We start from the raw sequence: 20,705 nt of genomic DNA on the forward strand, positions 1-20,705 counted from the left end.
ATCAAAATCTCGGCAGTTCGGGGAAAGGCACCTGCCCCTTGTGCACATGCATGCGGCCGAGCTCGGCGCAGCGATGCAAAGTGGGGAAGACCTTTCCGGGGTTGAGGCGCAACGCTGGATCGAACGCGCACTTCACCCGCTGCTGATGCGCGAGATCGGTCTCGCTGAACATCTCCGGCATCAGGTCGCGTTTCTCGATTCCAACGCCATGCTCGCCGGTGAGCACGCCGCCCACCGCGACGCACAGGCGCAGGATTTCATTGCCGAGTTCTTCCGCGCGATCGAGCTCGCCGGGCTGGTTGGCATCGTAGAGGATCAACGGATGGAGATTGCCATCACCGGCGTGAAAGACATTGGCGACGGCAAGGCCATGCGCTGCGGCCAGCTCGGAGATCCGCCGCAGCACATGTGGCAGGTGGCGGCGGGGAATGGTGCCATCCATGCAATAATAGTCCGGCGCGAGGCGGCCCACGGCGGGAAAGGCGGCCTTGCGACCGGCCCAAAAGGCGAGACGTTGCGTTTCGTCCTGCGAGACCTGCAGGCTCACCGCGCCATTCGCCGTCGCGATGGCGCTGATTTCTGCGGCGAGATGATCGCATTCGGCATCAACACCGTCGATCTCGACGATCAGCAAGGCCTCGACATCGAGCGGATAGCCGACCTTCACGAAGGCTTCGGCAGCGCCGACGGCGGCGCGGTCCATCATCTCCATGCCTGCCGGAATAATGCCGGCGCCGATCACATCCGCCACGCAGCGCCCCGCCGTCTCGATGCTCGGGAAGCCGATCAGCATTGCTCGTGCCTGCAGCGGCTTGGGGAGAATGCGCACGGTGACTTCCGTCACGACACCCAGCAGCCCTTCCGATCCGGTCACCACACCCAGCAGATCGAGATCGGCCGCATCGAGATGGCGCCCGCCGAGGCGGATGACCTCGCCGGTCATCAGCACCAGCTCGACGCCGAGCACATTGTTGGTCGTGAGCCCATATTTGAGGCAATGCACGCCGCCGCTATTCTCGGCGACATTGCCGCCGATGGAGCAGGCGATCTGGCTGGAGGGGTCCGGCGCATAATAGAAGCCCTGCGCTTCTACCGCCTTGGTGATCGCTAGGTTGGTGACGCCGGGCTGCACGACGGCGACCCGGTTGGCATAATCGATCTCGATGATGCGGTTCATGCGGGAGAGGCCGAGCAGGATGCCATCGGCCAGTGGCAGCGCTCCGCCCGAAAGCGACGTCCCTGCCCCACGCGGGACGACTTTCACATCATGGGCGTGACACCAGGCCAACACCTGCGAGACTTGCGCGACCGTCTCAGGCAGCACTGCGGCCAGCGGTATCTGCCGATAAGCGGTGAGCGCATCGGTCTCGAACGGGCGCAGGCCATCGGGATGGAAGACGACGCCCTCCCCCGGCACGATCGCCTGCATCGCCCGCACGATGTCCGTGCGACGATCCAGAATGTGCGGATCAGGGGCCGGCATGGAAATGGTCACGCGAGGCGACCTTGGACCGTCATCACTGGCAGCGGGGGCAGCTTGCGACGAAATGGAGAGATCACGACCTTGGCGCTTAGGTCGCCGAGCAGCTGCCTTTTCAAGATATCTTCCTGAGTTCCATCATGCGTGTGACAGATACGAGTGTGCCAGAGCTTGGCGGACTTGGGCAGACTAAAATAGTGGCAACAATTCCGAGCGAAAATATAGTTGTCGCTGGCTGAATTTCGCTTGCATAACAAGGATCAGACAGTTTCAATCGGTCCGTAGAGGATCGCATGAACACAGCGGAAAAGATATATAGCGCGTCCACCAGCGAGGATGCCGGCACCGCCCGCCTGGCCGAGCGGCTGGCCCGCAGGATCGAGGACGATATCGCCTCCCGCCCCTTGCCCGTCGGTGGCGTGATGGGGTCACTGCGGGGGCTGTGCGAGCATTATGCGGTGGGGCGCGCAGCCATGCGCGAAGCGGTCGCCCTGCTCGAGCGCCGCGGATTGGGCCGGCTGCGCCCCGGACCGAGCGGCGGCTTCATGGTCGCGCAGCCCGACGTGGGCCGGATCGGGCTTGAGCTCGCCAATTACTTCCAGCTGGCTGGCGTGACGTGCGAGCAGGTTCTGGATGCGCGCGAAGCTGTCGACCCGCTGCTCGCAACGCTTGCGGCCACAGCCGATCGTTCAGACCATGGGATGCGACTGGACGCGCCGGACGAACGCGAGGGCGGCCTTGCCTGGCATTTGCGGGTGCGGTCCGATCTGGCGGCGATGAGTGGAGACCCGGTGCTGCCGCTGTTCGTGCAATGCCTCAACGAACTGACGATGCTGTTTGCCGGCGTCGAATCGCATGACGGCGATTGGCTTGGGCAAGCCAAGCGGCAGACCGAAGCGATCAATCAGGCCGTCGCCAACCGTGACGTGGCGGCCGTACAGCAAGAGGCCGACAGGCTTCACCGGCGCCTCGGCGACTGGCTGGCCGCGCGCGATGCGCCGCTTTCGCCGCCGACCATCGAGGCGTCCCGTCAAGATGCCGACCGGACGCTCGCCCTCCTCGTGGCCAGACGACTGGCCGCCGAAATCCTGCCGAGCGGCAATGCCGGCCAGCGGCTCGGCTCCGAATGGGATTTGTGCGAGCGCTTCAGCGTCAGCCGCGTTACCTTGCGCCAGGCGATCCGGCAGTTGCAGGATAGCGGGCTTGTCGAGTGCCGCCGGGGCCGGGGCAATGGCCTCATCGTGCGGGATCTGCGCGGCACCGGCAGCATCCGGCTTGTTCTTGCCTTCCTCATCAGCCGGCAGGTCGATCCCCAGACCGCTGGCACGACGCTGTTCCAATTGAACCGCTTCGTACCCGCGCTGGCCGTGAGCCGCGCCAGTGCGACGGAGCGAGCAAGACTGCGGGAGCTCCTCGACCGCGCACAGAGCAGCGACCCCATCGATCGCTATGATCTGCTGGCGCTGGTCCAATATGTCTCCAAGCTGGCCAGAAGCCCGATCATCGATCTCTTCTCGCGCTGCCTCGCGGCTTATGAGGCGCGGTTCCATCCCTTCCTGCTGGAGCGCCTGCCGGCGCACAAGCAGGCGGAGTATTTCGCGCTGCTGCGCATGCTCCTCGACCGGCTGCCGATGGGAGGCGATGCGCAATTGGGCTGGGCCAAGGCAGAAGCCTCGCGCGTCATGCTCTCCATGAGTTCGACGCGCCCGATCTGAGCGAGTGTAAGGGGGTAGCTCTTATACCACTCCTGCCTCGTCTTCCGGCCGGTAGACATCCTTGCGCAGATCCCGCGCGGCTAGGACGTAGTGCAGCGCGGCCCAGAAAAACAGCACCAGCACGGTGACCAGCGCGTACCGCAAACCGGTCGATGACGCCGTGAGGCAGGCGGCGTCGAGAGCCGTTCCGATGCCATCTGGTCCCCTGCCCCCCGGACAAGATGTCGCGAAATCAGCCGCGCCATAAGCGCGCCTTGCGTAGAAGTCGCTGAGCACCCCGGTGACGGTCGGCCCAAGGCCGGCACCCAGCAGGCCACCAACCAGCGCGGTGATCGCGGCGGTCATGGCGCGCATCTGCGGCCCGGCAAGGTTCTGCATCGTGCCCATTGTGGGGGCCATGAAGGTGATGAGGGCCATATTGCCGAAGAAGATGCAGGCGAGCGAGACGTACAGCTCACGGCTCATGAAGGCGCCGAAATAGATAGGCACGCACAGCGCCATGCACAGGGCCGGGCCCCAGAGCACCCAGCGCATGTCCCGACGCGACAGCCAGTCGAAGCCGAACCCGCCCAGCAGCATGCCAATGCCGTTGGAGGTGAAGGTGACAATGCCGAAGATCACCCCGAGCGTCGCCAGATTGATCTCGAAGCTGCGCAGATAGAAAGGCAGCACGAAGTTGGCGATGGCGTTGAGGGTGAAACCGGCAATGGTCACCCCCGCCAGCAAGTGGATGTAGGTCTTCTTGGCCAGGAGGAAGCGCAGCACCGTCCCCAGCGAGGGCACGGGTGCGCGTGTGATGCGGCCATCCGCCAATCCGCGCGGTGGCTCTCGCAGGGTGAACCAGACCAGCAGGGAGACCATGATGCCCGGTGCGGCCATGACGAAAAAGGCCGTGCGCCAGTCCCATTGCGTTGCCACCCAACCGCCCAGCGACTGGCCGAGCAGAAAGCCGAACGGCGAACCGAGCGAGATGACGGCCAGCACCGAGGCGCGACGATTGGCCCTGTAATGATCGGACAGGAGCGATGATGTCGGCGGCTGCACCCCCGCCTCGCCGATGCCCACGCCGATCCGCCCCAACAGCAAGGTCGTAAAGCCCGTTGCCAGGCCGCAGACCGCGGTCATCGCAGACCAGGCGGCGACGCAGATGGCGATTAGCCGCGTCCGGTTGACGCGCTCGGCCAACATGCCGAGCGGCACCCCCAGCACGGAATACATGATCGCAAAGCCCAGTCCCTGCAAAATGCCGAGGTCGGTATCGGTGAGCCCGAGGTCTTCCTTGATCGGCTGGGCGAGCACCGCGAGGATCGCGCGATCGGCGAAGTTGAAAACGCTGACGAGCAGCAGCACGAACACGGCCCACTTCTTGTAGCCGGGTCGCAGCAGCGGATGCGTTTCGTCTGCGACCGGCTCTGCCGGATCATGCTGTGTCGTCGTCGCCATCGTCACCCCCCATTTCGTCCGTCGGTTCTACTGTAGTTCTGGCCGACTGCTATTCCGCTGCCTGCTGCCGCTCGGCATGGGGAACGAAGGTGACATTGTGCGCCTGCAGGCGGGGCAAGACCTCCTTGCCGATACGGCGCACTTGATTCATGTACATGTCGTGGGGCATGTCGCCGCGGTTGCACACCAGCAGCACATTGTTGGCGCCGGCATCGTTGCACTCATCGATGATGCGCGCGACGATCTCGTCGGCGGTGCCGATCGGCATGTGCTGGGCTGCGCCACGGACCGTGTCCATCGTCCACTCGTTGAACACCGTGTCATCCTCGGCCAGCGTGCCTTTCGCGCCCTCGCGCAGATGTTCAAACGCCGTGGAGCTATAATATTTCGTCTTGCGCACATCCGACTGCCAGACCTGATCGTAGCGCAGCAGCGTGTTGAACAGATACATCAGGTGGCTGCCATATTCCTCGATGGCCTGCTCCTTGGAATCGGCTACGTAGCAGTCGACCATGATGCTGATCTTGTCCGACTGGACCTCGCGTCCATGGCGGGCCTGGCATTCGGCGAAATAGCGGATGGTATCCTCGCGCATGGACCCACGGAAGATACCCGGCGTGATGGTCGCATCATGCTCGGCGGCCCATTCGATGGACTCCTTCGAGCCGGTGAGCGGCACCCAGATCGGCGGATGGGGTTGCTGGAAGGTGCGCGGCCACAGCGACACGTCGTCGAACTTGTAGAACTCCCCGTTAAAGGAGAAGCTGTCCTGCGTCCAGGCGCGCCGCATCACCTCAAAGCCCTCATTGAAGCGACCGCGTGATTCACCCATGGGCACGTTGAAGATCTTGTATTCGCGGGGCGCGCCGCGACCCACACCACAGATCAGCCGTCCGTTGCTCATGCAATCGAGCATGGCGATCTCTTCAGCCAGGCGCAGCGGCTCGTGGATGGGCAGCAGATTGGCGTAGACCAGGATCTTCAGGCGCTCCGTCACCTGCGACAGCGCCGCCGCCATCAGATTGGGCGAATTGCCCAGACCGAAGGGCGTGCCATGATGTTCATTGATCGCAATGCCATCAAAACCCTGCTTGTCCATCTCCGCCCATGCTTCGAGATGGTTCTTATAAGTCTTTGCGGCGGCCTGTGGATCAAAATGACTTGCACCCAAGCGCGGAAGAACACCATCCTCGCGATACTTATCAACATTCTCTTGATAAGCGGTCCAGTCGAATACAAAGACCTTCATGATTTATTCTCCAACGTAACCCTTGAATATATTGTTAGACTGAACTTATACTGATGCGGTCTGAAAATCTTGAAAGGCGTTCTTATGAAAAAGACCTTCGTCGCTCTGGTCGAGCGAACAGACCTTTGGGACCCCAGCAAGGAAGCGCATGAACAGCCCGGCTTTGCGGATCATGCCGGCTATATGGGCGCGCTCGAAAAGGAGGGCTTCATCGCCATGGCGGGCCTGCTGGCCGAGTCCGAGGATGTGCTGTTCGTGTTTCTGGCCGACAGCCGCGAAGAAGTGCTCGATCGACTGGCGAAGGACCCCTGGCAGCAGAGCGGACAGGCGAAGCTGACCCGGCTGGAGGAAGGCCATTTCCGCATCGGCGCCCCGGCCGGCGCAGCCTCGGGCTGATCCGACGCGCAGGATGGCGGAGCGGACAGGAGAGCGCTGCGCCATCATGCGTCGAACACCGCGATGGTCCTGACCTCAAAGCTCTCCCGGCGCGGGGAACCCGGCAGGCTGGTCGGATCCTCGAAGGCGGTATGGCCGGTCATCTGCCAATCGGGATTACGGGTATCGTACAGACGAAAGATCAGCGCCTCATCGGGCTGCATATCCGGATAATAATACCATTGATGCCGGGGATTGTAGGCCATGTTGAGGCCGGCCGGCATGCCCTGGCGGAAGCCGCCTTCTGGCTTGCCCAGCGATACGCTCAAGAAGTCGCGCTTCTCGACGCTGTGGCTGTCGCAGACCGCCAGCGGATAATTCTCGACCGGCTTGGTGCCACGCCAGACATTGATGTTGACGAGGCGTTTGGCCGCCAGCTCCTGGGCCCGATCGGGCGCGAGCCGCGCGATCCACTGTTGCAGTGCAGGCCCGTTGAAATCCACATGGGCACTCAGCGCCGGGCCGCCGCCCTTGGCATCCTCGCCACCACGCAAAATGCCCATGAAGGCGAAGACTTCGCTGGCGCCGGTCAGGTCCTTCACCAGACGCGCGACCTCAGGATAATAGCGGCGCTCGAAATCATCCTTGTCGGTGAAATCGACATCTGTGGCGTGCTTTACCAGGGTGAAGCCCTGCGCGTCGAACGAGGTGTCCGCGAGCCGGGCGTTGTGCACGGTCACGTCATGGTCTTCCATCGAGAAGGAATAAGAGCCGTTCTTCTCGATCCAGCCCCCATCGGCCGCGCGCTCCGAATAGCGAATGAAGCTCTCGACCGAGGTCGGGCGCGAGGCGACGGCGGCAGCCTGATTGTTCACGATTCTCTCTCCTCATGGCGGCCGGGGCATCGCAGTCGGCGGGCTATCCGTCCGGTCTGGCAATGCCTCTGGGGCCGCCTTTCGTTCAATTCGAGCCAGTGTGCGGACCGGCCGGCTTGAAAATAGTGCCTACATTGCAAGGCTGAGCCGAGCCGAGTGGCCTCAGGGCAGCGCGGATTCGATCATGTCGGCAGATTCGGTCACGGCAACGTGCTGGAGATCATGGGTGAAGGGCATTTCCTCCACGCGCCATTCCGGCTGAGTGCGCAACCGTTCGGCCACGGGGGCGAACGTATCGTTCTTGTAGCCGGTGGCGATCACATAGGTCTTTTGCGGGATGCGGTCGCGGGCACCGGTCAGCTCCGCCTTTTGCGAGAAACAGTAGACGGACTGCGCCGTGCGCCGATCCTCGTAGGAGGCGCGGGACGCAGGGTCCATATGCGCATTGAAGCCCTGCAGCAGCAGCCGGGGCGGCGGCACGAGATAATCCCCTTCCTCGGGCGGGAGGTGCGGTTCGCCAGGCACCAGATCGTTCAGCGACTGGCCGTTCTCGGGCATGAAAGCATCCATATAGAGGATCGACTGGATCACCCCCTCGGGGATCAGTTCGGTCGCCTGCGAGATCGGCATGCCGCCATAGGAGTGGCCGACCAGCAGCACATGCTCCAGTTCCTCATAGCGGATGACATTGGCGATATCCTGCGCATGCATCGCCAGGTTGACGTCGCGACTGGTGAGGTGGGCGCGCTCGCCCAGCCCGGTCAGCGTGGGCGTGAACACATAATGGCCGCGATCGCGCAGCAGATCCGCCACCTTGCGCCAGCGCCACCCGCCAACCCATGCGCCATGCACGATCACGATCGTTCCACGCTTGTCCGCCATCATTCTCTCCCTCGATATGTGTCAGCTTGGCCGGCGCAGCCTCTCCGAAGAGGCAGGCCGTTGATTTCCCCAGCGAGTGCCGCTGCGCCGGGCGCGAAAATAGTGGCGACAATAGGCCGATGCGGTGGGCAGTTCAGAGCGGCGCGCCATCGGCCCGCATCTCCAGGATGCGCCGGCGATAGGGTTTCACCCCCACCCAATAGGTGATCGCCGCCAGCGGGAAGGAAATCGCCGCAGAGGTGGCGATGGCATATCGCAACAGCGCCTCGTCCCCCCACACATATTGGGTGAGGAAGGCGAAGTAGGTCGGCCCCAGCCCGCCGCCGACCGCCGTCATGGTGAACAGATAGAGGGCGGTGATCTGCCCCCGAATCTCGTTGGGCGTCACCACCTGCAAGGCCGAGTTGAGCGAGGGCGCCGCCATCAGCATCAAGGCCGTGCCGATGCCGCCCATGCCGAGCGCCAGCCATGGGCTGGGCATGAGTGGCGCCGCGATCATGAACGGGGCCGATGCGGTGAAGCCGATGGCCAGCACCCGCATGTTCGCGTCGGCATGGCCGCGATTGCGGAAATGATCGTTGAGCCAGACCGCACCGAACAGGGCCGGAACCGCCAGGACGAGGCTGAGAAGCCCGGTGTAGAGCCCCGTGCTCGCCGGTGCCCATCCATAGGTCCGTGCGTAAAAGGCCGCGCTCCACGCCGCCGTGCCGAACATGTGCATGGCGGTGAAGCACAGGCCCAGGAACATCGGGCTGTAGAGCCGCCAATGGGCGAGCAGATAGCGCAATGTCTCGCGCAGACCGACCTTGCGTGGCTGCATCCCCACGACCGCCGCCGCATTGAACCCGCGCCTTTTGGGCTCGACGATCGTGGCGACCAGCAGCAGGATCGGGATGCCAACAAGGCCGGTCACCACCCACACCACCTGCCACTCGCGCACGGCGCCGAGCAGGGGCAGGTGGATTGCCGGCATCCCGGAAAGCAGATGGATCATCACCGCGCCCAGCAGCAGCGAGAGCGCCGTGCCGCCCTGAAAGCCGACATTGTAGATCGCGATGGCGCGGGGCAGCTTTTCCGGCGGAAAATAGTCGGCCATCAGCGAATAGGAGAGCGGCCCGCTGATCGATTCCCCAGCGCCGATGCCAAAGCGCGCCGCGAAGAACTGCCAGAAATTCTGGGCAAGGCCGCATACCGCGCTGGCAAGGCTCCACAGGAACACGGATGCGGCGAGCAGATGCTTGCGATTATGCCGGTCCACAAGGCGGGCGGCAGGAATGCCGATCAGCACGTAGAAGAGACTGACCGAGAAGCCGAGCAGATAGCTCATCTCCATATCGGTCAATTGCAGGTCGCGCTTGATGGGCTCGACGAGCAGCGTCATGACGCCGTTATTGAGCTGGGCGCACATCTGCACGGCAGCGAGCACCCACGCGACATGATAAGCCTGACGCGCGGCGGGCCAGGCTTCGTCCGAATAATGGGGGCGATAAACGGGGCTGGCGGCGCGATCCGGATCGGGCTGCGCGGCGGTGGTGTCAGTCAAATCGTCTCTCCACGCAGCGTGTCATCAATCGGTATAGGGACCGGGCACGGTCCCCGGCTTCATCGCGCCGGTCCAATGCTCCGCGAGGCGCCCCCGCGCGATCCGGAACATGTTGAACCGGGTTGTCGTATAACTGGCCCCTGCCCGGCTTGGATGCGGATGCTCATGGCCGGTGACGACGACCACGAGATCGCCCTGCGCGACCATGGCGACCAGTGTGGCCTGCATGGCCTGCGCAAGCGGCGCCGCCGTGCGCCCCGCGCCTGCTGAGAGGAACGCCGGTGTGCCGTCCGTCGCGCGTGGATCATGCTCGACGAAGTCTTTGGCCAGATAGCGCGCGGCGGTAGCCGCGTCACCCGCGTCGACCAGATGGCGCCAGGCATCGAACACGAGCCGCTTGTTGGCTGCCAGCGCCGGATCGTCGGATTGGAGCAGGGCCTGCTGGGCCGATCCTGTCGCCCCCGTCACCGGTTGCGGCCCGCCCTTGTCTGGCGGCGGCAGATCTGGGCCGGGCGGAGCCTCGACCGAGTGCCAATGCTCGGCCAGACGATCCCCTTCCACCCGGAACAGGTTGAAGTGCGTGCTGGTATAGCGCCCGGACCCGACCGGTTCGCGCAGCTCCTCCCGCAAGGCCATCACCACCTGATCGCCTTCTGCGACCATGGTAACGAGCGGCGGGGAGACCAAGGCCGGGATATCGCGGCGGGGGACGGCCGAGAAGATCTGTTTGAAGGCCGCGCGCCCGCTCGGCAGCACCGGGCTGTGCTGGATATAGTCTTCCGTCAGCAGATCGTCAGCCCGCTCGACATGGCCGGCATTGACGATGCTGCGCCACATATCGAACGCTAGGCGCTTGTTCCGAGCCAGGCGCGGAGCCTTGTCCTCGAGCAGAGACAGTGGCGCAGGGTGACCCATGACCGGCACGACGCTTCCCTCCCTCGCGGCAGCCACGGGCGGTGCGAGCGATGGTGACCCGTCGCCCGAGGAGGCCGTGCATGCCGCAAGCAGCATGCATGCCGCCACCCCGCCCAGCGAACCCCGCGTCAAAAGCGTTTGCCGACCTGGATCTGCATCACACGGCCCAGCGCGCTGCCATAAGTCGGGTCGAAGCGGATCGCGCTGCCGGCAAGGCCTGCCTGATTGACGACCAGTGGCGGATCTTTGTCGAAGACGTTCTGCATGCTGAGGACGATGCTGAAATTGTCCGTCAGCCATGAGCCGCCCCGGTCACCGGTGTCGAAGCCGATGGTCAGGTCGAACGTCGTGTAGGAGCCGATCTTGGCATAGGAAGGGGCGACGCCGACCGGCAGTTGGGCCTGATCGATCTCATAGGAATTGCGGAAGTTGATAAAGGTGCTGGCGAACAGATCGCCCATGCCGATATCGCGCCGCCAACCAAGCTGGCCGCGCGCCTGGAAGGTGAGCGGGAAGCCGAGCTGGTTCACTTCCTGCACGAGGTCAGCGCCGGGCAGCGGGGACACCTTCCAGCTCATCGTGTAGGAGGCAACTGCGCCTAGGTTGAACCGGCCCATGCTGCTATCGAAGGCATAATCGATGTTGAAATCAATGCCCCGGCCGACCGTCTTGCCCGCGTTGATCCGGCGACCGCTCACCAGCGCGAACACATTGCCCGGCGCCGTCGGCGGACCGAACAGACCGCCCCGCTCCCCGCCGGTGTTGTAGCAGCTGATCATCGCATCGTAGAGCGCCTGCGTGGTCACATTCTTCCCGAAGGCTGCGGCGCAGGACGGATTTGTCTGATTGATCGTCGGGAAATCGCCAAAGAAGGCAGTCGGGTTGTTCGCGGCCAGTGTCGGGAAATAGGCCGGGTTGTAGATGATCTGCGAGTTGTAGATCTGCTGGTTGATCGCCGGCACGCTGCCGACGTTGAAGGCCGGCGTGGTGATCTGGCCTTCATAGCTCAGCCACCAATATTTGGCGGACATGGTGAGGCCCGGCAGCGAGGGCGGTGTCCAGTCGACGCCAATGGCATAGGTCTCGGAGGTCTCGGGCGCGAGATCGCGATTGGCGCCGCCGATCGACTGATAGATTGCGCCCATCGGCACGCCCTGACACGCCGCGCAGATCGCCGGCGAGAGCTGGTTGCCCGCCGTCACCAGCGGGATGACGCCGGTCTGCGAGAAGGGATCATTATCGGCAAGGCCCGGCGCCCGGAAGGACGTGCCCCAGCTGCCGAAGATCTTGAGGCCGCGCGTCGGCCAGAAGTTGAAGCCCAGACGCGGATTGGTCGTGGTGCCGGCGTCGCTATAATCATCATAGCGGATCGAGCCATTGAGCTCGAGCTTGTAGATGAGGCGGCTTTCCGCATCCGGGCTCACGACCGGCACGAACAATTCGCCGAACACCGAAGAGACGCTGCGCGGATTGAAGTTGTTGCCGCCGAAATTATTCTCGTTGAGCAGCGAGCCTTCATAGCGTTCGACGCCCACAGCCAGCTTCACCTGCCCGGCCGGGAGGGAGAAGAGCGGGCCGTCGGCGGTCGCCGAATAGACCTGCATGTCATATTTGGTCCGGTTGATGAGCGAGGTACCGCGCGCGTTGATGGAATCGGCCGTCGCCTGATCGGTGCACTGGAAGGCGGTGGGATCGCAGAAGAAGTTGAACGTCGCGAAGACCGGCGCCGGCGCGCCGCCCGTCTGCGTGGTGGTCGAGGGCGCATCATGCGTGCCGGCGAAGGCCGACAGGGTTACCGACCAGTCATAGGGCAGCTTGATGTCGACACCGCCGCCATAGGTCCAGGTTTCGGTTTTGCCGAAGCGGCGTGGCGACCCGATGTCGTAGACGGTGCTGTAGGCCACGGAGAGCGCGCCCGTCGCGCAGGCGGCGAGGAGGTTGGCGGGACCGGTGACGACGCCGCCCGCATAATGGCTGGGGTTGCACGGGCTGAACGGATTGCTGTTGGGAATGCGCGGCAACTGGCCAAGATTGGTGACGCGGTTGCTGGTCGACGAGTTGGGACCGTTAATGGTGAAGTCGCGCCGTACATAGAGCGCGTCCGCGAACACACGGAGCCAATCGGTAACATTCTGCTCGAAGTTCATCGCAAAGCGGTCTGCCTCAACCTGCGGAATAACCTCGATGGCACTCCAGGTATTGAAATAGTTGGGCGTGGATTTGAGATCTGCGAGAGTCAGCTTCGACCCGTCCTGACCCGCCGGGATGCCGTAATAGATGCCGTTGATGACGACATTGCCCGGCGCCGAGTAAAGCGATGAGGGCGCCCCGCCATAAGGCGAGAGATCGTCATTATAGAGATCCGGGCGTGCCGAGGCCGCGAAGGCGGTCTGATAGGAGTGCTGGTAGGAGAGGATAATGCCGCCCTCACCCACGCTGCCCTCGCCCCAGCGCACCCCGCCGATGCCGGTCACATACCAGCCATCCTGACCGTCATTCTTGCGATAGCCGCCGTGGACTTCAAGCGTGTCCTCCGGCCGTCGCAGGATATAGTTGACCGTCCCCGCGATCGCGTCCGCACCGTACAGGGCCGAGCCGCCATCCTGCACCACGTCGATCCGCTGGATCATCTGGGCGGGGTAATTATCCCCGTCGAACGAGTTCATGTTGCCGCCTTCATACGGCACACGGTGCCCGTTCACGAGGCTGAGCGTCGCGCCCACGCCCAGACCGCGCACGTTGGGCGATTTGTTGAAGTTGAAGGAGTTGATCGTGTTCGCCTGCTGCGCCTGTCCACCGGCATAATTGTCGCCGCCGCCCAGCCGCAGGATGGAGGGCACCGTGCCCAGAATGTCGGCGGTGCTGGAGAGGCCGGTGGCCCTGATCTCCTCCTTGCCCAACTGAACGAGCGCCGTGCCCACCGGTGCTTCGCCGCCGATGCGGGTGCCGGTGACGATGATCGCGCGCTCATTATCACCATTGCTATCCTGCGCCCCGACATCCGCGCTCGCCGTGCCGGCTTGCGCGCTGGCCGGCTGCGCCAGCCCCAGCATCGAGGCGCTGCTGAGCAGCAGAAGCGCGAATTGCGCGCGCGACGTGAATGAAAGACGATGGCCTGCAGTCATGTTCACCCTCCCGGCCTTGCGGCTGTTTCGGGATGCACGATCCGGTACTGCGCCGCATTGCTCGCGTGTCGCAGACGAAGTCCGGTCGATGACATCCTCTCTTGTCCACTTGCCTTTGGGCTAAGCACGCGGGACGAAAATAGTGCTGTGAATTGGTTGCGGTCCCAAAGCATCATGAAAGCAGCCTGCTGAAAGGCATGAACCCGCCCCCGCAAAAGAACACACTATTTTGAGGCCAGGCGCTCATGCCAGATCGGGGAAGAATGGCATGGCGCGCAGGCAGCACCTGCACGCGCCGGGCTGAGAAAAGAGTGGGATGAGGAGTGAGCGGAGCGATGAAGATCAACCAACTGCACCCCCGGTTCGTGGGCGAGATCACCGATCTGGACACCTCCGGCCCCCTCTCGCCCGAGACCGTCGAGTTCTTCGAGGCGGCGATGGCGCAATATGCCGTCTGCGTGATCCGCAATGCCAGCCTGTCGGACGAGGACCATATCGCCTTCGCTCGGTCCTTCGGGCCGCTGGAACTGGCACCGCCCGGGCGCAAGCGGATCGCGCCGGGGCTTTACGACATCAGCAATCTCACTGCCGACGGCGAGATCATCCAGCCCAAACCGGATGGCGCCCAACCGGCCGATTTTGAGCTGTTCCATACCGACAGCCCGTTCAATTCCTGGCCCACGAAATGGTCGATGTTGCTGGCCTATGTGACGCCGCCGGAGGGTGCCGATACGGAGTTCATCGACACCCGCGCCGTCTATGACGATCTGCCGGAGGACATGAAGGTAAAGGTCGCCGACCTTAAGGTCGACCACGACCTCTTCCGCGCGCTGCAGCTAAACGGCGTCAAATTCGAGGATGAGGAGATGCGCAAAAATTATCCGCGCATGGCTCATCCACTGGTCCGCACCTCGGCCAATGGCCGCAAGGCGTTGTACATGGGCTGGCACGGCGTGGGCATCGAAGGGTGGCCGGAAGACGAGGCCCGCACCTTCCTGGACGAGCTCTACCGCTTCGCCACGCAGGAGCGCTATGTCTACGCGCATAAATGGCGGCCGGGCGACATGGTTGTATGGGACAATCGCTGCACGATGCACAGCGCGACGTCATTCGAGCGCTATCGCTACAAGCGTGACATGCGCCGCGCGACGATCAACGAATATGGCCCGGAGGTCTCGGCGATCGAGGCCAACAGGCGCGCGCCGGACTGATCGCCCCGGCCCCGCACGGCCCGTCAGCCCTGCGGGGGTTGGAACCCGGCGCGAGCCTTGGCAACCCGCGCCCGGATCGCGCAGCCTTCGGCATGGTCGTTGATCAGCCCCATGGCCTGCATGAAGGCATGGACCGTGGTCGGGCCAACGAATTTCCAGCCGCGCTTCTTGAGGTCCTTGGACATGGCGATGGATGCGGGGGACGTCGAGGCGAGATGTGGAACCTCGTCTCGGTGTTCGAAGCTCCAGACATAGGCTGCGAAGGAGCCGCTTTCGCGCACGAGATCCTGCACGCGCTGCGCGTTGTTGATGACCGCCTCGATCTTGCCGCGGTGGCGGACGATGCCGGCATCCTGCAGCAGGCGCTCGACATCCCTCTCATCGAACGCTGCAACGCGATGGAAATCGAAGCCGTGAAAGGCGGTCCGGAAATTCTCGCGCTTGGTCAGGATCGTGCGCCAGCTCAGCCCCGACTGGAAGCCTTCCAGGCTCAGCTTCTCGAACAGGCGTCGATCGTCGGACACGGGATAGCCCCATTCATCGTCATGATAGGCGATGTAATCCTCAGACGCTGCGCACCAGCCGCAACGGGCCACGCCATCGGATGCCGTAAAAAGCCCCGCCATGTTCCTTCCCCCCAATCATCCGAGCGGACAGCGCGGCGCGCGGGCGCCGGCAAGCTATGATCTAGCCTGCAGCCGTCCCTGACGCCAGCGCCCGCTCGAGGCTTCTCCCTTATCTGTCGGCAGCGATGTTGGTGCGCCAATGTTCGTAGAGAGCCGGGATATCGCCGCTGGTCAGGATGGGCATGGCGCGTTGCAAGTCGTCATCGCTCCAATCCCACCAGCACAGCTCAAGCAGCCGGGCGACATCCGCGTCGGCGAAGCGCTGCCGGATCAGCTTGGCGGGGTTGCCGCCGACGATGGCATAGGGGGCGACGTCCTTCGTCACGACGCTGCGCGTGCCGATGATCGCGCCATGCCCGATGGTGATGCCGGGCAGGATCACCGCTTCCGACCCGATCCACACATCATGGCCGATGACCGTGTCGCCAGCGGGCCGATAGCCATTGTCCGCACCGGCAAATACGGGCGCGTCCGGCATCCAGAAGAAGGGGAAGGTGCTGATCCAATCACTGCGATGCCCCTGATTGCCCGCCATGATGAAGGAAGCGCCCGACCCGATGGAGCAGAACGAGCCGATGATGAGCTTGTCCGCGCCGTCATCGGGCAACAGGTAGCGGGCGCAATCGTGGAAACCATGGCCATGATAATAGCCGGAATAATAGCTGTAGCGTCCCACGCGGATGTTCGGGTGCGCAACAAGACGATCGAGCGTGATGCCCTTGAAGGGCCTTTCAAGTATATTTTGCATGGTTGGTCTGGCCTGAAGATTTGATCGCCAGCTTCGAGGGCCTGAGACGGCCGCTGGCGCAAGACAACGTGCTCGGGCAATCACTGGATCGCCCGCCTTCAGCTTCTCACGTCAATGGCGCGGAAGCACGATGCAGATGGTACACGGCGCTATCTTCATCCGGCGGTGATGGCGCAAATGTTTCAGAATGCCAAGTGGGCGATCTATCCGCCCCCCCAACAGACTATTGCTGCTCGGGATAATCCTCTGGCTTGACCGAACCGACCATGGGGCGGTCTTCCACCTTCTCCTGAGATTGACCACCGCCGGTGCGATTGTCATTCTCGGCAGCGTCCGGCCGGGCATCGCCCATGGGACCACGGGGCAGCTCGGTTGGGTTCCCTTTCTCGCCCTTGTCCTTGGGGGGATTGGCCTCCGCCTCGCGATCCTTATCCATGAGCCTTCTCCTTCCCAGCGGTCTTTGGCTGCTTGCCAAAGGCCTCGCGCAACTCATCCTTGGCTTTCTCAAGGATCTGGCGTTGCTCCTTGCCAAGATTGTCGCCGGCGCGGTTGATGTAAAAGGTGAGCATGCTCATCGCAGACTGGAGCGCGGTGCCCTTGCGCCGCTTGCTATGCTCCGCCGAGCGCTTGAGCGAGGCTGCGATCTTCGCCGGATCGTCCTGCTTGAAGACGCCCTCATCCAGATCGAGCGCGTCCGAATGTTCGGTCACATCTTGAGACCATTTCTTGTCGGCCATGGCTCAGTCCTTCCCGCTGCCGGGCTCGGCCAGCTTGCGGTGCTGCTCGGCGAGCATCGCCTGTGGCACGACGCCGGCGGCGGCAACCTGCAGCTTGTTGGAGAGGCCCGAAACGATATGCCCCTTGCCGTCCAGCAGCGCCTTCCAGCCATCGCGCGCGACTTTAGCGGGATCGGCCTTGTCCTGCTGGCCGACCTGCGTATCCAACAAACCGGCGCGCTCGAAGAACTCGGTGTCCGTGGGGCCGGGCATCAATGTGGTGAGGGTAACGCCCTCGGCCTCCTTGATCTCGTTGCGCAGCGCTTCGGTGAAATTGTCGATGAACGCCTTGGTCGCGTTGTACACGGCATTGAAGGTGCCCGGGATGTAGCCCGCGATGGAGCCTGTGACGAGAATCTTGCCGTCATTGCGCGCCACCATCTCGGCCAGCACCTTCTGCAAAAGATAAACGGTGCCGGTGACATTGGTGTCGACAGACCGTCGCCACATGGCGACACCCTGCTCCAGAAAGGGTCCGCCCGTGCCGACCCCGGCATTGGCGCAAAGTACGTCGATCCTCCGGCCTTCCGCTGCGGCCAGAAGCCGATCCACGCCGTCGAGCGTGGAGAGATCGGCCTCAAGCGATCGCACGTCGCCGCCATGGCGCCTGAAGTCCTGCGCGGCCGCGTCGATCAGCGGCTCGTCAGCGACGACGAGCAGGTCATAGCCATCCTGCGCGATGAGATGGGCGAGTTCGAAACCGATGCCGGTAGACGCGCCCGTGACGATTGCGAATTTCTCGCCCATCCCATGCCTCCTTATGCGCCCGGCATCTTTGCCAGCATGTCGATATGCTTCTGGACGACCGGAGCGATCTCGCCCGCAGCAGCCTTGAGCGCCGGCGTGTCGCCGTTGGCGGCGTAACCCTGATGGAGCGCAAGCGCCGCTGCATGGGCTTCGCGTTGGGCCGTCAGATAAGTCGTGGTGGCGGCAGTGCCCTCGGCAGCCTTGATGGCGTCCAGCTTGGCTTGCTGGTTGGCGTCGAGCGCCGGCGGCGTGACGGTCAGGCCAGCCTTCTCAGCCGCTGCCTTGAGCTTGGCGGTGGATTGCCCATGCGCATCGACCATCATGTTTGCGAAATCGGCAACCGGCTTGTCCGGATTTTTCGCCAGGATCGCGCGGGACGATTCAATCTCGAACAGGTCGCCCGCGCCTGCTTTGGCCAGATAGCCCGTCGCGTCGTTTGGCGTGGCGGACATCTCGCCCGGCGGCGGCGCGCCCACGGACATGTTCGTGGCATTGCCGGTCATGGCCATGTCGTTGTTGGTCATGGCTGTATCATTTGCCGGTGTGCTGCCCTGGCTGCACCCAGCCAATACACAGGCCGCCAACGGTATCGCAAAATAGAGTTTCATCATCCGTCTCCTTATGAGTCATGCGGCGACCCGGTCGAGCCCCGGTTTCAGCACCACCTTGGTCACTTCGTTCTGGTGATCGTGGAACATCTTGTAGCCCTGCGGGGCTTCGCTCAGCGGCATGCGGTGGCTGATGAGGAAGGTGGTATCGATCTTCCCCTCCATGATCGCATTCAACAGGCCCGGCAGATAATGCTGCACATGGGTCTGACCGGTTTTGAGCGTCAGCCCCTTCTCCATGAAGGCGCCGAGCGGAAACTTGTCGACGAAGCCGCCATAGACCGCCGGCATGGACACGCGGCCACCCTTGCGGCAGGCAATGATCGCCTGGCGGATCGAATGGGTGCGGTCGGTGCCCGTAAAGGTGGAGACCTTGATCTGGTCCCAGACATTGTCGGCGAAAAGACCGTGCGCCTCCAGGCCGACCGCGTCGATACAGGCGTCGGGGCCAATGCCGCCGGTCATCTCCATCAGCGCCTCGTAGGTCTTGCTCTCCTCGAAGTTGATGGTTTCCGCGCCGAACTTTGCCGCCAGCTCAAGGCGGCGGGGGAAATGGTCGATGGCGATCACCCGCTCGGCGCCCATCAGGAAGGCCGCCTGCACGCAGAACAGGCCGACCGGCCCGCATCCCCAGACAGCGACCGTATCGCCGGGCTCGATCTGCGCGAACTCGGCGGCCTGCCAGCCTGTCGGCAGAATGTCGGACAGGAACAGCACCTTGTCGTCGTCGATCCCGTCGGGAATGACGATCGGGCCAACGTCGCTGAACGGCACGCGGACATATTCCGCCTGCCCGCCGGCATAGCCCCCCGTCATGTGGCTATAGCCGAACAGACCGCTCATCGGCTGGCCGTAGAGCGTCTGGGCGATATCCTGATTGTCGGCCGGGTTGGAATTGTCGCAGGCGGAATATTGGTGCTTGCCGCAATGGTAGCAGCTCCCGCAGGCAATGGTGAACGGCACCACCACCCGCTGCCCCTTTTGGAGCGTCGAGCCGGGGCCAGTCTCGACCACCTCACCCATGAACTCATGGCCGAGAATGTCACCGGACTTCATCGTGGGGATGTAGCCATCATAAAGGTGCAGGTCCGAACCGCAGATTGCGGTGGATGTGACCTTGATGATCGCATCGCGCGGATTGATGATTTCGGGATCGTCCACGGTGTCCACGCGGACATCATGCTTGCCGTGCCAGGTGAGCGCGCGCATCAGGCCGTCTCCTCTTCCAGTTGCTCGTGCGTCCACGCCGACGTGGCGATCTCGCCGGTTTCCATGAGTTGCTTGAAGCGCCGCAGGTCGCGCCGAGCCTGAATGGCCGGCTCGCGCTGGAACATCTTCGCGATGACCTTGCCGATGAACCCTGCGGGCGGATCGTAGAGGATCGTCGCCGTAACCACGGTGCCGCGCGCGCCTGCATCGCGAAAATCGATTCGACCGCTGTTCGGCACGTCGGCACCCTCGGTCGAGGCCCATGCGATGAACGCATCCGGCTGCTCTTCGGTGATGACTGCATCCCACTCGACGGTCCGGCCGCCAGGCGCCTTCACCACCCAATGGCTGGTCACATCATCGATCATGTCGACCCGCACGACATTGTCCATGAAGGTCGGCAGCCGGGTGAAGTCACGCCAGTAAGCGTACAGCTCCGCACGGGGGCGATTGATCGTCACGGAGCGGCCGACCAGACTGTCGCCTTTGGGTTCGACCAGGGTCGCCGCAGCCTCATCGACCGCTTGGCGATCTTTGGAGGTCGTCAGCGGTGCGTCGTCGCGCGCATCGGGCATTCTACTTCTCCTGTCGCGGGTTGGTTCAGTGAGCGTATGATCAGTCAACGCGTCTCAGCTGGGACCGTTGCCCACATATCGGACGAACTCCTCAGAATAGCGGCGGGTGATCATCGCCTGCTCGCTGGACGAGACGTCCTCCATCAGCTTGGGGAACCAGGTTCCCTCCTCGGAATAGATGTGATGGGCAACCGCGCCGCGGATATGCTCGAGCTTGTCGAGATAATCCTGGCTCATCGGGTCCAGCCGTTCCAGCAGACCCATCTCCATCTTGGCGGCAGATTGTTCCTGATAGGCAAGCTCGGCATGGCCGACCTGCTTGTCCGCGGCCAGCGCAGGATAGATCGCCGCTTCCTCCGCGATGGAATGGCCCGTGAGGAGCAGCGCCAACCGCTCCTGCGCATCGCGACGCGTCTCGGCCGTGGTTGCGGCCTTCACGGCTGCGAACAGAGCCTCGATCTGCCGATGATGATCGAGAATATGCGCAAGCCAGCTGCCGCGCGTCGCAAGCTCCTCGGCCTTGGCCCGGGCCTCGGCCCGCGCCTCCTCGCTTTCGGGCGGGGTGACAGCGGCGATGACCTTATCGATAATGGACATGATTAA

At 63.5% G+C, this 20,705-nt stretch carries 20 protein-coding genes; 3 read left to right on the forward strand and 17 right to left on the reverse strand.

Annotated features, from left to right (window positions below):
- Position 1 precedes the first annotated feature (1 nt).
- Entirely contained in the window at positions 2–1,495 is a 1,494-nt protein-coding gene (locus M2343_RS05210; RefSeq protein WP_264575850.1) for an FAD-linked oxidase C-terminal domain-containing protein, read from the reverse strand.
- Between the two features lie 278 nt (positions 1,496–1,773).
- Here M2343_RS05210 and M2343_RS05215 point away from each other — a divergent pair, with 278 nt between their 5' ends.
- Positions 1,774–3,195, forward strand: coding sequence for a FadR/GntR family transcriptional regulator (locus M2343_RS05215; protein ID WP_264575851.1), 1,422 nt, complete (start codon positions 1,774–1,776; stop codon positions 3,193–3,195).
- 21 nt (positions 3,196–3,216) lie between these two features.
- Here the strand turns inward: M2343_RS05215 and M2343_RS05220 are convergent, their stop codons facing one another.
- Both M2343_RS05220 and M2343_RS05225 read right to left on the reverse strand, forming a co-directional pair.
- The gene (locus M2343_RS05220; RefSeq protein ID WP_264575852.1) at positions 3,217–4,638 is read right to left on the reverse strand and encodes a spinster family MFS transporter; all 1,422 of its coding nucleotides are present in this window, start codon (positions 4,636–4,638) and stop codon (positions 3,217–3,219) included.
- 49 nt (positions 4,639–4,687) lie between these two features.
- Positions 4,688–5,887, reverse strand: a complete 1,200-nt coding sequence (locus M2343_RS05225; RefSeq protein ID WP_264575853.1) for an LLM class flavin-dependent oxidoreductase — start codon at positions 5,885–5,887, stop codon at positions 4,688–4,690.
- An 84-nt stretch (positions 5,888–5,971) separates the two neighbouring features.
- Between M2343_RS05225 and M2343_RS05230 the strand changes: the two genes are divergently transcribed.
- Positions 5,972–6,283 (forward strand): hypothetical protein, encoded by a 312-nt coding sequence (locus M2343_RS05230; RefSeq protein ID WP_181559580.1) that lies wholly within the window; start codon positions 5,972–5,974, stop codon positions 6,281–6,283.
- Between the two features lie 44 nt (positions 6,284–6,327).
- Here M2343_RS05230 and M2343_RS05235 read toward each other — a convergent pair whose 3' ends face one another.
- The 5 genes from M2343_RS05235 to M2343_RS05255 all read right to left on the reverse strand — a co-directional run bounded on the left by M2343_RS05235 (position 6,328) and on the right by M2343_RS05255 (position 13,602).
- Positions 6,328–7,137: a CmcJ/NvfI family oxidoreductase gene (locus M2343_RS05235; protein ID WP_264575854.1), complete on the reverse strand. Its 810-nt coding sequence runs from the start codon at positions 7,135–7,137 to the stop codon at positions 6,328–6,330.
- A gap of 162 nt (positions 7,138–7,299) precedes the next feature.
- Entirely contained in the window at positions 7,300–8,019 is a 720-nt protein-coding gene (locus tag M2343_RS05240; RefSeq protein ID WP_264603866.1) for an alpha/beta hydrolase, read from the reverse strand.
- Positions 8,020–8,152: 133 nt separating this feature from the next.
- Positions 8,153–9,562, reverse strand: a complete 1,410-nt coding sequence (locus M2343_RS05245; RefSeq protein WP_264575856.1) for an MFS transporter — start codon at positions 9,560–9,562, stop codon at positions 8,153–8,155.
- Between the two features lie 24 nt (positions 9,563–9,586).
- Positions 9,587–10,573: a nuclear transport factor 2 family protein gene (locus tag M2343_RS05250; RefSeq protein WP_264575857.1), complete on the reverse strand. Its 987-nt coding sequence runs from the start codon at positions 10,571–10,573 to the stop codon at positions 9,587–9,589.
- A 32-nt stretch (positions 10,574–10,605) separates the two neighbouring features.
- A complete protein-coding gene (locus tag M2343_RS05255) occupies positions 10,606–13,602 on the reverse strand; it encodes a TonB-dependent receptor plug domain-containing protein (RefSeq protein WP_264575858.1) in 2,997 nt (998 codons plus the stop codon).
- Positions 13,603–13,937: 335 nt separating this feature from the next.
- Here M2343_RS05255 and M2343_RS05260 point away from each other — a divergent pair, with 335 nt between their 5' ends.
- A complete protein-coding gene (locus M2343_RS05260) occupies positions 13,938–14,813 on the forward strand; it encodes a TauD/TfdA dioxygenase family protein (protein WP_264575859.1) in 876 nt (291 codons plus the stop codon).
- Between the two features lie 23 nt (positions 14,814–14,836).
- Here M2343_RS05260 and M2343_RS05265 read toward each other — a convergent pair whose 3' ends face one another.
- The 9 genes from M2343_RS05265 to M2343_RS05305 form a co-directional block, all read right to left on the reverse strand.
- Entirely contained in the window at positions 14,837–15,439 is a 603-nt protein-coding gene (locus M2343_RS05265; protein ID WP_319799388.1) for a DNA-3-methyladenine glycosylase I, read from the reverse strand.
- Between the two features lie 109 nt (positions 15,440–15,548).
- Complete coding sequence (gene catB / locus M2343_RS05270) at positions 15,549–16,187, reverse strand: type B chloramphenicol O-acetyltransferase (protein ID WP_264575860.1); 639 nt, start codon at positions 16,185–16,187, stop codon at positions 15,549–15,551.
- 223 nt (positions 16,188–16,410) lie between these two features.
- A complete protein-coding gene (locus M2343_RS05275) occupies positions 16,411–16,623 on the reverse strand; it encodes a hypothetical protein (protein WP_264575861.1) in 213 nt (70 codons plus the stop codon).
- Entirely contained in the window at positions 16,616–16,924 is a 309-nt protein-coding gene (locus M2343_RS05280) for a DUF3175 domain-containing protein (RefSeq protein WP_264575862.1), read from the reverse strand. Before M2343_RS05280 ends, M2343_RS05275 begins: the two co-directional genes overlap by 8 nt.
- Positions 16,925–16,927: 3 nt before the next feature.
- Positions 16,928–17,710 carry an SDR family NAD(P)-dependent oxidoreductase gene (locus M2343_RS05285; RefSeq protein ID WP_264575863.1) on the reverse strand — a complete coding sequence of 261 codons (783 nt, stop codon included), beginning with the start codon at positions 17,708–17,710 and terminating at the stop codon, positions 16,928–16,930.
- A gap of 11 nt (positions 17,711–17,721) precedes the next feature.
- Positions 17,722–18,234 carry a DUF4142 domain-containing protein gene (locus M2343_RS05290; protein ID WP_264575864.1) on the reverse strand — a complete coding sequence of 171 codons (513 nt, stop codon included), beginning with the start codon at positions 18,232–18,234 and terminating at the stop codon, positions 17,722–17,724.
- 102 nt (positions 18,235–18,336) lie between these two features.
- A complete protein-coding gene (locus M2343_RS05295; protein ID WP_181559568.1) occupies positions 18,337–19,527 on the reverse strand; it encodes a zinc-dependent alcohol dehydrogenase in 1,191 nt (396 codons plus the stop codon).
- Positions 19,527–20,102 (reverse strand): SRPBCC family protein, encoded by a 576-nt coding sequence (locus M2343_RS05300; protein ID WP_264575865.1) that lies wholly within the window; start codon positions 20,100–20,102, stop codon positions 19,527–19,529. The genes M2343_RS05295 and M2343_RS05300 overlap by 1 nt, the downstream gene beginning before the upstream one ends.
- A gap of 54 nt (positions 20,103–20,156) precedes the next feature.
- Positions 20,157–20,699, reverse strand: a complete 543-nt coding sequence (locus tag M2343_RS05305; protein WP_264575866.1) for a hemerythrin domain-containing protein — start codon at positions 20,697–20,699, stop codon at positions 20,157–20,159.
- Positions 20,700–20,705: the final 6 nt, after the last annotated feature.

This window comes from Sphingobium sp. B8D3B (assembly GCF_025961875.1).
Lineage (GTDB): Bacteria > Pseudomonadota > Alphaproteobacteria > Sphingomonadales > Sphingomonadaceae > Sphingobium.